Source organism: Bradyrhizobium sp. BR 10289 (assembly GCF_019455385.1).
In the GTDB taxonomy this organism is placed as follows: domain Bacteria; phylum Pseudomonadota; class Alphaproteobacteria; order Rhizobiales; family Xanthobacteraceae; genus Bradyrhizobium.
Genome location: NZ_JACOFR010000001.1, coordinates 24890 through 37382, shown reverse-complemented (window position 1 = coordinate 37382; position 12493 = coordinate 24890). Strand labels below are relative to the sequence as shown.

General features: G+C 65.5%; 13 protein-coding genes. 7 read left to right on the top strand and 6 right to left on the bottom strand.

Annotated features, from left to right (window positions below):
• Positions 1-14: 14 nt before the first annotated feature.
• Complete coding sequence (locus HYH08_RS00190) at positions 15-1097, top strand: substrate-binding domain-containing protein (protein WP_220007727.1); 1083 nt, start codon at positions 15-17, stop codon at positions 1095-1097.
• A gap of 199 nt (positions 1098-1296) precedes the next feature.
• On the opposite strand, the gene HYH08_RS00185 is transcribed toward HYH08_RS00190, so the two are convergent.
• Positions 1297-1878 carry a hypothetical protein gene (locus HYH08_RS00185; RefSeq protein WP_220007726.1) on the bottom strand — a complete coding sequence of 194 codons (582 nt, stop codon included), beginning with the start codon at positions 1876-1878 and terminating at the stop codon, positions 1297-1299.
• Positions 1879-2044: 166 nt separating this feature from the next.
• On the opposite strand from HYH08_RS00185, the gene HYH08_RS00180 reads away from it, so the two are divergent.
• Positions 2045-2983 (top strand): LysR family transcriptional regulator, encoded by a 939-nt coding sequence (locus tag HYH08_RS00180; protein ID WP_220007725.1) that lies wholly within the window; start codon positions 2045-2047, stop codon positions 2981-2983.
• Positions 2984-3085: 102 nt separating this feature from the next.
• Positions 3086-4033, top strand: coding sequence for a helix-turn-helix domain-containing protein (locus HYH08_RS00175; protein ID WP_220007724.1), 948 nt, complete (start codon positions 3086-3088; stop codon positions 4031-4033).
• Positions 4034-4042: 9 nt separating this feature from the next.
• Here HYH08_RS00175 and HYH08_RS00170 read toward each other — a convergent pair whose 3' ends face one another.
• The 4 genes from HYH08_RS00170 to HYH08_RS00155 are packed head-to-tail and all read right to left on the bottom strand — an operon-like array spanning position 4043 to position 6120.
• On the bottom strand, positions 4043-4627 hold the full coding sequence (locus HYH08_RS00170; RefSeq protein WP_220007723.1) for a TIGR00645 family protein: 585 nt from the start codon (positions 4625-4627) through the stop codon (positions 4043-4045).
• A 34-nt stretch (positions 4628-4661) separates the two neighbouring features.
• Positions 4662-5297 (bottom strand): TerC family protein, encoded by a 636-nt coding sequence (locus HYH08_RS00165; protein ID WP_220007722.1) that lies wholly within the window; start codon positions 5295-5297, stop codon positions 4662-4664.
• Positions 5294-5656 (bottom strand): hypothetical protein, encoded by a 363-nt coding sequence (locus HYH08_RS00160; protein WP_220007721.1) that lies wholly within the window; start codon positions 5654-5656, stop codon positions 5294-5296. The genes HYH08_RS00165 and HYH08_RS00160 overlap by 4 nt, the downstream gene beginning before the upstream one ends.
• A 2-nt stretch (positions 5657-5658) precedes the next feature.
• Positions 5659-6120, bottom strand: a complete 462-nt coding sequence (locus tag HYH08_RS00155; RefSeq protein ID WP_220007720.1) for a tellurite resistance TerB family protein — start codon at positions 6118-6120, stop codon at positions 5659-5661.
• Between the two features lie 489 nt (positions 6121-6609).
• On the opposite strand from HYH08_RS00155, the gene HYH08_RS00150 reads away from it, so the two are divergent.
• The gene (locus tag HYH08_RS00150) at positions 6610-8355 is read left to right on the top strand and encodes an MOSC and FAD-binding oxidoreductase domain-containing protein (protein WP_220007719.1); all 1746 of its coding nucleotides are present in this window, start codon (positions 6610-6612) and stop codon (positions 8353-8355) included.
• 16 nt (positions 8356-8371) lie between these two features.
• Positions 8372-8968, top strand: a complete 597-nt coding sequence (locus HYH08_RS00145; RefSeq protein ID WP_220007718.1) for a redoxin domain-containing protein — start codon at positions 8372-8374, stop codon at positions 8966-8968.
• On the opposite strand, the gene nhaA is transcribed toward HYH08_RS00145, so the two are convergent.
• Positions 8965-10200 carry a Na+/H+ antiporter NhaA gene (gene nhaA / locus HYH08_RS00140; protein ID WP_220007717.1) on the bottom strand — a complete coding sequence of 412 codons (1236 nt, stop codon included), beginning with the start codon at positions 10198-10200 and terminating at the stop codon, positions 8965-8967. The genes HYH08_RS00145 and nhaA overlap by 4 nt on opposite strands.
• Before the next feature lie 202 nt (positions 10201-10402).
• On the opposite strand from nhaA, the gene HYH08_RS00135 reads away from it, so the two are divergent.
• Together HYH08_RS00135 and HYH08_RS00130 are read left to right on the top strand one after the other, a co-directional pair.
• Entirely contained in the window at positions 10403-11233 is an 831-nt protein-coding gene (locus HYH08_RS00135; RefSeq protein WP_220008322.1) for a class II glutamine amidotransferase, read from the top strand.
• Positions 11234-11253: 20 nt separating this feature from the next.
• Positions 11254-12483, top strand: a complete 1230-nt coding sequence (locus HYH08_RS00130; RefSeq protein WP_220007716.1) for a carboxylate-amine ligase — start codon at positions 11254-11256, stop codon at positions 12481-12483.
• Positions 12484-12493: the final 10 nt, after the last annotated feature.

Genomic DNA, 12493 nt, shown 5'->3' with positions numbered 1-12493 from the left:
CATAAGGAAAGCGAATGCTTCAGATCGAGATCGAGACCGTCTGGCGATTTCGCCAGGAGGGGAGCCCGCGCACCGCCGTGGTCATGCTCGGCGTCCTCAACGAAATCCGGAAGACCGGAAAGATCACCAGCGCGGCCAGCGATGCGCATCTCTCCTATCGCCACGTCTGGAATCTGATCGAGCAATGGTCGGAGTTTTTCGGCACGCCCCTGGTCGAGACCCAGCGCGGCAAGGGCTCCAAGCTCACCCCGTTCGGCGAGCGCTTGGTGTGGGCCGGCGAGCGCATGCAGGCGCGGCTCGGACCGCAACTCGAGAACCTCGCGCAGGAGCTTGCGAGCGAGATCAAGCCGTTCCTCGAGCAGCGGCCTGCGGTGATCCGCATGCATGCGAGCCACGGCTTTGCGGTGGCAAAGCTGCGCGAGTTCCTCGACCGCGAGCCCGGCATCGGTGTCGATCTGCGTTATGTCAGCAACCAGCATTCGCTGGTCTCGCTGGCGCAAGGCGCGTGCGACCTGTCCGGCCTGCATCTGCCGCGCGGCGAGCTGCGTGCGCAAGGCATCAACGCCGCCCGCGAATGGCTCGATCCGCGCGAGGACCGCATCATCACTTTCGTCACGCGCGAGATGGGCTTGATGGTTGCGCGCGGCAACCCGCTGAAGATCGCCTCGCTGCGCGATCTCGCCAGGCCGAAGCTACGCTTCGTCAACCGCGATCACGATTCCGGCACGCGCCTTCTGTTCGACCGGCTGCTCGCGGCACACGGGATCGACGAGAGCAAGATCAACGGCGCGCAGCAGATCGAGTTCACCCATGCAGCGGTCGCCGCCTATGTCGCGAGCGGCATGGCCGATGTCACCTTCGGAGTCGAAGCGGCCGCCCGCCAGTTCGGTCTCGATTTCATCCGCCTCCTCACCGAGGATTATTTCTTCGTCTGCAAGCGCACCTTTCTCCAGACGGAGCCGATGCAGCGCATCCTCGACATCATCCGCAGTCATGACTTTCAGGCGGCGGTCGCTGCCCTCCCCGGCTACACGCTGTCCGATACCGGCGAGGTCTCCAGCGTCAAAGCCTTCTTGGAAATGCACTCGGCGCGATAATGCGGCCGGATGAATGCGGCGAGAGGCTCGTGGTGCTCGACCGCAAGATCGAGCGCGACGCCGCTCGCCGTGCACAAGAATCTGGAAGCGTTGAGAAGCAACATCGCGCGTTCGGGCAAATGGTGTGCAATCGACCCGGTCGATCAGAAATTCCGTTCTCGAGCCGCGGCGGCGGATCGCAAACGTCCAGTCAGATCACCTACTCGTCCTTCAACGCGGACACCACGTGCTTGCCGCGCTCGGTCAGGCGGTAGCTCACGAGCGGACGGCTCGACGGCGGCTTGCGGCTGGTCTCGACGATGTAGCCGCGCACCATCAGCGCTTCGAAGCTGCCGTAATAGCCGTACATGCTGAGCTCGTTCTGCTTGAGCAGCTTGAACTCGCGCAGCAGACGGATCTCGTTGCCCGAGAGCAGCGAGCGCCGCACACGCTGCACGAACCGCGCGCGTTGCTCGAACCAAGCCTGGTCGGGCAGCTCGTGCGTAACAGGCGCCGGATCGCGCTCGCAGGGCCGCGCCTCAGCCACGACATCAGCCACGGCGTCGGCCATCACCTGTGGCAGGCACGGCATGCTGCTGACCACCGCCTCCTTGGCGACATCGAGCAACGCGACCGGCCAGCGCCGCTTGTTGTCCACCATGACCGGGGGCGGCACGACATTGTCGCGCACCAATTGCTCGAAGCGGCCCGCGGTCACGCCGACATAGGCGGCGGCCCGCCGGCGATCGACCAGACGGGTGTCCGGCCCCTGCTCCAGCTCGCAAGCGATGTTCTCGTCCACCCCGCCCCCCTGGCGCCTCGTTGCGCGAGGCCCGGCCGGTCCCATCACGACCCGGCCGAGCCGGCGCCGAACCTAGGGACGAGCAGCGCTCTCGAAAAGCAGAGAATTTCGTACATGTTGCTGCCGTTTCGGCAACGGCTATAGTGGCCCCGGGGGGGGGGGTCCCATGCGCTTTCATTCACCGGCCATCCAGTACTTCCATGCGGTCCGCCGCACTGGCTCGATCCGCGCCGCAGCGCGCGTCCTGAACGTCGCCTCCTCGGCCGTCAGCCGGCAAATTCTCAAGCTGGAGCAGGAGGTTGGGTCACCTTTATTCGAGCGCAATGCGCGCGGCCTGACGCTGACGACGGTGGGCGAAATGCTGGCCCGGCATGTCATGAATGTGCTCCAGGACCTCGACCGCTTCCGCTCGGACGTCGCCTCCCTCTCCGGCACCTGGCACGGCACCGTCAGCATCGCCTGCATCGAGTCGCTCACGGAATCGGTGCTGCCGGAGCTGATCGCCTCGCATCGCGGCCGGGCCCGGCGCGTCAGCTTCACTACCGAAGTGAAGGGATCATCCGACGTGCTGGAGGCCCTCAGCCGGGGCGAGGCCGACATCGGCATCGCCATGGCGCTGCGGCATCCGCCGGATCTGCGCCAGGTCGCGTTGAAGCGGTTTCGCCTCGGCGCAGTCGTGGCGCGCGAGCATCCGCTGGCGCGCCGCAAGACGGTGACGCTGGCGCAGTGCCTCGCCTTCCCCGTCATCCACGCACTGCCGGAGCTGTCGATCTATCATCTGCTCCAGCCGCTGATCGCGCAGCTTTCGGAGACGCCGGAGCCGGCGATCCAGGCCAACTCGATCGACCTGATGCGCGAGCTCGCAGCGCGCGGCGTCGGCGTCGCCTTCCAGACCCAGCTCGGCATCGGCCGCCTGTCGCGCGACAGCCAGCTCGTGTTCCTTCCGCTCGATAATGCCGGCAGCCCGGTGTGGTCCGATCTCGGTATCTATGTGCGCGCCGAACGGACACTCCCCGCCTACACCGAGTCCTTCCTTCAGGAGCTGGTGCGCGAGCTCGGCGAGCGCGAGCGGCGCGAGAACGCGGCCTATCCGCAAGTCTCGTGATGAAAGCTGGCAGTAGTTTACCGGAATAGGGCCGATGCGCGGCCATCTGATAGGTTCCGCGCATTCAGCCCCCACTCACTCCTGACGCCGCCCAACATCCGAATGCCGGTAAGTCAGCTCACACCGTCGCGCATCCTTCGCATCGAACGTTTTTCGAACTTCGACGAGTTTCGCGCCACCGATATCCTCGGCCTCGGCATCAGCACGCCGCTTCACCCGCGCGAAGTATCGCTGTCCCGCGCCATCCTGCCGCTGCAGGATGGCATGTTCGTGCTCCAGCGCGCCTTCCCTCGTCGCCTCGAGGTCGAGATCGGTACCGACCGCGGCATCGGCCTCACAGTGCCCTTCTCGTTCCGCTCGATCACCAACGGCCATGAGATCGACAGCTCCACGGTGAGCGTCGTCCGCGGCAAGGTTCCGATCGATTCCATCGCACAGGAGACGAACAGCTATCTGATGCTTCGCTTCAACTCGGACATGCGCCACCGCGGCTGGGCCGATTACGCCAGCGGGCTCGGCTTCTTTCGCACGCACGATGCGACGATGGCGCGGATGCGCGCCACGATCATGAACATGTTCGCCCTGGCCTCCGATTTCGACGACCCCAGAGAGTTCGAGGTGCGCAACCGGCCGATTCAGGAGACGCTGCTCGCCTGCCTCGACGACACTCTGGTGGCAGCCGACGGGCTCGCCACAAGACGCGGATCGTTCGACAAGTACCGCAAGCTGATGGCGCAGCTCGACGAAGTCATCGGGCTGTTCGGGAGCAAGCCGCTTTACAGCGAGGACCTTGCCCGTGCGCTTGGGCTCTCGGTACGCACGCTCCAGACCGCCACGCACGCGGTGCACGGCGTCAGCCTGCATCACTATCTCAGGCTCAAGCGGCTGTGGTCCACCCGCATGCAGCTCATGACCGGCCGGCCGGGCCTGAGCGTCAAGGCCGCTGCGCTGGGCAACGGCTTCTGGCACCTCGGCGATTTTTCGCGGGGCTACCGGACGATTTTCGGCGAGGCACCATCCGAGACGCTGGCGCGAAGCCGGCGTCTCTGATCACCCACGTCAGTGGTGACCGCTCGCATTGCGGTGTCCACTCTCGCTGAGGCGGTCGACCCAGGCGATGCCGATCGCGGAGATGATGAAGGTCAGATGGATCACGACCTGCCACATCACGCCGCTCTCAGTGAAATTGCTGCGCGTGGTGCCGAGATTGCCGGCCTCGATGAAGGTCCTGAGCAGCGAGATCGAGGAGATGCCGATGATCGCCATCGCCAGCTTGATCTTGAGCACGCTGGCATTGACGTGACTGAGCCATTCCGGCTCATCGGGATGGCCGTCCAGGTTCAGCCGCGAGACGAAGGTCTCGTAACCGCCGACGATCACCATCACCAAGAGATTCGAGATCATGACGACGTCGATCAGCCCGAGCACCACCAGCATGATCTGCTGCTCGCTGGCGTCGAAGGAGTGCAGGACGAGGTGCCACAGCTCCTTCAGGAACAGCAGCACGTAGACGCCCTGCGCGATGATGAGGCCGACATAGAGCGGCACCTGCAGCCAGCGCGAGCCGAAGATCAGCTGGGCGAACGGGCCGATCTGCGGCCGAGGCGCGGCGTGCGCCGAAGGTGCTTTGGGTTCAGACGTCATGGATTACTCCGGAGTATAGGCAAGGTTCGTCGTCTCAGAGACTCGCGATGACAGGCGCAAGCTCGAGCGAGCCGCGATAGATCATCTCGAAGGCGACGTAAATGATGATGGCAAGTCCGACATAAGCGATCCAGCGCTGCTTCTGGAGCACGCGGCCGAGCAGGTCGGCGGCAACGCCCATCAGCGCGACCGACAGCAGCAGGCCGAACGCCAGGATGTAGGGATGCTCGCGCGCGGCGCCCGCGACCGCGAGCACGTTGTCCAGCGACATCGAGACGTCGGCGGCGACGATCTGCGCCGCGGCCTGGCCGAAGGTTTTCCGCGGAGCCGACGTCGCGCTTCCGCCGCCATGGCTGAACGCGGGCTGGCTCGCATGCGCCGCCTGCTCGCGCAGCTCGCGCCACATCTTCCAGCACACCCAGAGCAGCAGTACCCCGCCGGCGAGCAGGAGGCCGATCACCTGCAACAGCTGCGTCGCGACGCCGGCAAAGACGATGCGCAGTGCGGTCGCGGCCACGATGCCGACGACGATGGCGCGGCGGCGCTGCTCGGCCGGAAGGCCGGCGGCGGCAAGGCCGATGACGACGGCATTGTCGCCGGCCAGCACGAGGTCGATCAGGACGACCTGAAGCAGCGCGGTCAGTGCCTCGGCAGTGATGAATTCGGTCATGATTGATCTTGTTTCGGTGTGGACGGATCGAGCCAATGCGGCTTCTTGCGTTCGATCCAGTCGAAGACCTTTGAACGGGAGGCGCGCAGCGCGGGCACGTCCTCGGCGAGCAACGCGAGGCCGAGCGGCAGCATCCAGATGCCAAGCACCGGCAGGAACGAGAACACGCCGCCGACGATCAGGAGCGCGCCCGAGGGGATCCGCACCCAGCGGCTGGACGGCTTGAGCAGATAAGTGACGGTGTCGCCGATGCGCGGCGGCAGGCGATGGACGAGCTTGTCGAGGCGCGGGTCACCGCCGGCCATCCGGCCGGTGTCACCCTCGCTCCTCCTCGTCCGCTCCTCCGATGCCGCGCTCATGCTCACTCCTTGGGAACGGTGCTCATCGCACCCGGCCCGACCTGCTTGGCGCGCGGCAACACCAGCGTCAGCAGCCGCAGCAGCTTGATGGCCTGCACCTCATGCGGATGCACGTCTTCGTCCGCGGCGGCAACGCGTTCCGACAGCTCCATCAGATGCGCCGAGAGCGACATGTTCGAAACCGGCCGCAGCGTGTCGATCACCACATTGGCAAAGTCCGGCTCCTCCAATCGTTCCGCCAGCTCGTCGAACATCGCAGACAGCCGCTCGTCGCTGATGTGCGGCGCTAGTCCCCGATCCCTGATGAAGCGGATCACCTCGTCGCGCTCGACGGGCGACACCCGGCGGTCGGCGACCGCGACGAGCGCACCGGCAATGACCAGCGCCACCGCGGCCTGCTCGTTCAGGCTGGACGGCTCGGTGATCTCGAGTTCGATGGGATTTGAGTATTTGGCGTCAGACATCGTCGCTCCTCAATCTTGCGAAATGGCCGCGCGGAGCTGCGATGGGGACGATGAGGTCGGAAGGAACTCAAGAAGGCCCGACGATCGGCCGATCCATCGCATTCGCGCGGGACAGGTCATCCGACATCGCGAGGTTTTGCCGACATTCGTCGGCGTCCTCGCCAGAGGGGCCCGGATTCTTGTTCTCCCCAGACATAAAGCCAGGTCCGTCGGAATCAAGGCGAGAAGCCTGCGACCAGCGGCCGCATCGGGTTCCGTGCGATCGATTTTGGTGAAGCGGCTCTTGCAGGGATTTTCGTGTCCCGGACGCGACGCAGCGCGAAGCGGTGCGGCGCAGAGCCGGGACCCACAAAGCCCACGCATTCCGTTGTCAACTTGGGCCCCGCTCAGCAAGGCATTCTAGCAACGTCTAACAACCCCTAACGGGCCAAACGTCCGATCTGGATGCAGATTGACGGTGCAGCAACGTGCAATTCGCCGGAGAACGCCATGGCTCATCTGCTTTCCGTCAATGTCGGCCTGCCGCGCGACATCGCTTGGCAAGGCCGAACCGTGCATACCGGCATCTGGAAGGCGCCGGTCACAGGCCCGCGCAGGGTGCGCCGGCTCAACATTGACGGCGACGGCCAGGGCGACACGGCGGGCCACGGCGGCGAGCAGCGCGCAGTGTACGTCTACCAGCAGGACTCCTATCGCTACTGGCAGCAACATCTGAACCGCGCGAATCTCGTCCCCGGACAATTCGGCGAAAATTTCACCGTTGACGGCCTTGCCGACACCGAGGTCTGCATCGGCGACCGCTACAGGATCGGCTCGGCGCTGTTCGAGGTGACGCAGCCGCGCGTCACCTGCTACCGGCTCGGCATTCGCATGGAGGAGCCCGACATGGCCGCGCTACTGGTGAAGCACGGCCGGCCCGGCTTCTATTTCCGCGTGATCGAGGAAGGCGAGGTCGAGGCCGGCGACGCGATCACGCAGGTCGAGCGCGGGCCTGAACGCATGAGCGTGTCCGAGATCAACGCGCTGCTCTATCTGCCGCCTCACCCGCGCGAGCACCTCGCGCGCGCGCTGAAAATCCCGGCGCTGAGCCATGGCTGGCGGCATTCCTTCGAAGCCTTGCTCGCGCAAAAGGACAAGCCGGCAGCGGGAAACGCCGGGCTCGGCCCGGCCGCAAGCCCGTCTCCGGCCTGGCGCGGCTTCCGTCCGTTTCGCGTCGCGCGCAAAATCGCCGAAAGCGGCAACGTGACGTCGCTGATCCTCGAGCCCGCGGACGGAGGCACCATAGCCACCGCCCTGCCCGGCCAGTTCGTCACCGTGCGGCTCGGGCCATCCGCGATGACGCGCAGCTATTCGCTGTCGCGCCGCGCCGATGTCGCGTCCTATCGGATCAGCATCAAGCGGGAAGCGCACGGCGCGGCGAGCGGTTATGTCGCCGACGAGATCAAGACCGGCGACGTCGTCGAGCTCGGCGCACCGCGCGGCAGCTTTACGCTCCGGCAGGATACGCGTCCCGTCGTCCTGCTCAGCGCCGGCATCGGCGCAACGCCGGTGCTCGCCATGCTGCACGCACTGGCCGCAGACGGATCGACCCGCGAGGTCTGGTGGCTGCACGGCGCCCGCAACGGCCGCGAGCACCCGTTCGGCGCGGAAGTGCGCCGACTGCTCGCCGGGCTCGCGCGCCATCACAGCCATGTCTGCTTCAGCGCACCCGATCCGGCCGATCGTCTCGGCGCGGACTTCGACAGCGCCGGACATCTTGACCAGCACCTGCTCAAGACGCTCGACGTGCCGCGCGACGGCGACTTTTATCTGTGCGGACCGGCCGCTTTCATGACCGATCTCACGGCCGGCCTCACAGCGCTTGGTGTTGCGCCCGAGCGCATCCACACTGAACTGTTTGGCGCCAAGCCCTCACTCACACCCGGCATCGCCGCGGCACCGAAGGTCGCAGCACATCTTCCGGCCGGCGTACCCGGACCGGGGCCGCTCGTGTCATTCGCGCGCAGCGGCCTCAATGTCCCGTGGGGACCATCCTACGCCAGCTTGCTCGAGCTGGCCGAGGCTTGCGACGTCCCCGTCCGCTGGTCGTGCCGCACGGGTGTCTGCCACAATTGCGAGAGCGGGCTCGTGGCCGGCGAGGTCGCTTACGCGCCCGATCCGCTCGATGCGCCGGCGGACGGCAATGTCCTGATCTGCTGCGCGCGCCCGCGGGATGATATCGTCATCGATCTCTAGGATGTGGGAGAGTCTCATGCGACCTGACATCATGCCGGGAGTGACATTCCCGGATTACGAGCTCAGCGACCACACCGGCAAGCACCGAAAACTCTCCGAGCTGCAAGGCGGCGATCCCATGATTGTCGTCCTCGGCCGCGGCGGTTTCTGTCCGAAGGATCGCCGCCAGGCCGAAGGGCTGGTTCAGCTCCATCGCGAAATGGAGGTCGGCTATTGCCGGCTGGTGACGATCACGACCGACACCATCGCCGAGACCAACGAATATCGCAGCGGCGTCGGAGCACACTGGCCGTTCCTCTCGGATGCGCGCCGGATCGTGCAGAAGGACCTCGACATCGCCGAATACACCGATCCCCTGCACAACCCGATGATTCCGCACGTGGTCGTGCTGGAACCCCGCCTGCGCATCCACAAGATCTACAATGGCTACTGGTTCTTCGGTCGCCCGACCGTCGAAGAGCTGCGCCAGGATCTCCGCGCCGTCAGCATGATGTGCCGCCCCGATTGGGACATCACCGCGCCCGGCATGAAAGCGCTCTGGGACCAGGGCCGTAAGGAGCATTTTTACCCCTATGGCAAGAGCTACGCCGAGACCATTGGCGGTCAGGACTAGCCATCGTCCTCCCTGCGCTGCCGCTGAGCATACTCCGCTCCAAAGCCAAGGCCGAGCGTCACGGAGATCAGCGAGCCCAGCAACACGCCGAGCTTGGCGGCATCGAGCAGCTTGTCGTCGGCGAACGCCAGCATGGCGATGAAGATCGACATGGTGAAGCCGATACCGGCCAATAGCCCGATCAGGCAGACGCCGGCCCATGTCACGTCAGGTGCGAGGCGGCACCAGCCGGTGCGCACCGCGAGCCAGGTCGCGCCGATCACGCCGACCGGCTTTCCCGCACAGAGCGCGAGCGCAACACCGAGGGTGACGAACTGAGCCCCGCCTGCGAGCTCCATGCCCTTGAAGCCGACACCCGCATTCGCCAGCGCAAAGAGCGGCATGACGACGTAGGCGACCCAGGGATGCAGCGCCGTCTCCACACGGGTGACCGGCGGCTCGATCTTCGGGCCGGGCGCGCGCACCGGCGTGATCAGGCCGAGCGCGACGCCTGCGAGTGTCGGGTGGACACCGGCCATGAGGAAGCCTGCCCAAACGATGAACGCCGGCAGGATGTAGGCATAGGCGGAGCCGAACCCGATCCGCTGAAAGCCGAGCGCCATGATGACGCCGAGCGCTGCGACGGCGAAGCCGCCGGGTTCGAGACCGGTGGTGTAGAACAGCGCGATGATGAGCACCGCGATGATGTCGTCGATGATGGCAAGCGCCAGCAGGAACACCCGCACATTGCCCGGGACGGATTTTCCGAGCAGCGCGAGCACGCCGACGGCGAATGCGATGTCGGTCGCGGTCGGGATCGCCCAGCCCTGATCGCGACCGGCGGCGGCATTGAAGCTGAGATAGATCAGCGCCGGAATGATGACGCCCCCGAACGCCGCCAGCACCGGCAGGACGGCCTGATCGAATCTGCTGAGCGCGCCCTCGTGGATCTCGCGGCGGATCTCCATGCCGACGACCAGAAAGAACACCGTCATCAGCGCGTCGTTGATCCAGAAATGCAGCGATCTTTCGAAGGCGAAGTCGCCAAGGCGAAGCGGAAGCCTCAGGTTCCAGATTTCGTGATAGGAATGGGCAAAGGGCGAGTTGGCCCACAGCAATGCCGCAGCCGCAGCCACCAGCAGCACGATGCCGCTGACAGCCTCGACATGCAGGAACTGCTGGAGCGTGGCGAGCGCTCGCGCGACGAGAGGTTGGATTTTAGGGAGATCGCTGCCGGGCTGCCGATCGTTCATGGGCGCACTCATCCCGCGTGGCGGCCCGACCATCGCTCGACCTGTCGCTACCCCAATGCAGCGAGCACCCGGGGTCGTTCTACACAGCGAGGCGATGAAGGCAACCCCGCCCCGCGCGCATCTGCTTCAAACACGCAGCAGGAACCTCGATGCGGTGAGGATCGTTGGTGCACCTCACGACACTTTGCCGCACGGGAACTTCATGTGCCGCTGGATTGCATACCGGGGTGAGACCACCTCATTCGAGCCTTACGTCACCGAACCCGAGCATTCGCTGATCGCGCAGAGCATCCGCTCGCTGCAATCCACCGCAGGCTCGAATGGCGATGGTTTTGGTCTCGGCTGGTATGGCGAGCATCCTGAGCCAGGCCTTTATCGCGAGACGCGCCCGGCCTGGTCGGATGAGAACCTGCGCTATCTCTGCCGACACCTCCGCTCGCACCTTTTCTTCGCGCATGTGCGCGCCGCCACCGGCACGGCGGTGACGCGGCAGAACTGCCATCCCTTCGCCTGCGGCCGCTGGATGTTCATGCACAACGGCTTTGTCGGCAGCTGGAGCCGGCTCCGGCGCAAGGTCGAGGCGCTGATCCCCGATGCTTATTATCCGTCACGCCTGGGCACGACCGACTCGGAAGCCGTGTTCCTCGCGATGATGGGCGCCGGCCTCGATGCCGATCCGCTCCGCGCCACCCAAACCGTGCTGCAATCGCTCGTCGGCCTCGTCAACGAAGGCGAGCTTCGTGAAAAGCTGCGCTTCACCAGCGCGATTGCGAATGGACGCGATCTCTACGCCTTCCGTGTCGCCGTCAACGATGCCGCCAACACACTTTATTATCGTGAAGACAGCGGCGGCCACGTCGTGGTCGTGTCCGAGCCGTTCGACAAGGAATCCGACTGGACCGAAGTGCCGGCGAATCACGCCCTGATCGCGCGCGCGTCCGAGAACGTGAAAATTGTTCCGTTCGATCCTGCAATTTCCAGTGGGTCCGAGGCGGAACCCGCCCCCGTCCGAAGGATTATTGCCCGCAGGTAAATACCACTGCCGGGCGGCACATGACTTTTGCTTCGGACGTTTTGAAACTGCTGCGCCTCGATTCCTCCGACGACAAGCAGCACCTCGTCATCCGCTCCGCAGGCGGAGGTGGCAAGGCGGCGGAATATTCCTTCGGCATCGAGGAGGAATATTTCCTCGCCGATCGCCGCACGTTCGAGGTCGCAATCGAAACGCCGAACGCGCTGTTCGAATCCGCGAACTGGTCGACCGGCGGCCAGGCCATGCGCGAGATGCTGCAATCGCAGCTCGAGGTCGCCACCAACGTCCATGTCGACGTCAATGACGCGCGCGAGGAGCTGCGCTTCCTCCGCCGCGAAGTCGCGAGCGTCGCTGCGCAATACGGCTTCGTCATCATGGCCTGCGGCACGCATCCGACCGCGGTCTGGCGGATGTCGCAGCCGAGCCCGAAGCCGCGCTATGAGGAGATGATCGAGGATTTGCGCAGCATCGGCCACCGCAACATGATGTGCGGCATGCATGTGCATGTGCAGCTGCCCGATCCTGAAAAACGAATGGCGGTGATGCGGGCGATGCTGCCGCATCTGCCGCTGTTCATCGCGCTGTCGGCCTCTTCGCCGTTCTGGAACGGCCACAAGACCGGCCTGAAGGGCTATCGCCTCGCGGCCTATTCCGAGCTGCCGCGCACCGGCTTGCCCGAGCTGTTCGAGAACCGGCGCGATTACGACGAATATATCGGCGCGCTGCAGCGCTCCGGCGTGATCCCAGACGAGAGCCACATCTGGTGGGCGATGCGCCCCTCCATGAAGCACCCGACGCTTGAGCTTCGCGCACCCGACACCTGCACGCTGGTCGACGATGCCGTGGCGATCGCCTCGCTCTACCGCTGCCTGACGCGGCACCTGTCCCTGCGGCCGCATCTGTCGAAGGAGGTCACCGTGGTCGAGCGCGCGATCGCGGTCGAGAACAAATGGCGCGCGCAACGCTACGGCACCGACTGCATCTTTGCCTCCAGGGACGGCCCGGTCACGATCTCCGAGCTGCTCTCCCGCGCAATCGAGGATACTGCCGAGGACGCCGCCGCGCTCAACTGCGCCGCCGAGGTCGAGCACTGCCGGATGATCGTGGAGCGCGGCAGCTCGGCCGAATTCCAGCTGCGCGCCTATCGCGACAACGGCGACGACATCGCGGCCGTGTCGCGATGGATCGCGGGATCGACGATCTCAGGGACGAGCGCGCCGACCGGACACAGCGCTCAAGCCTCGTCATAGCGCCCGCACA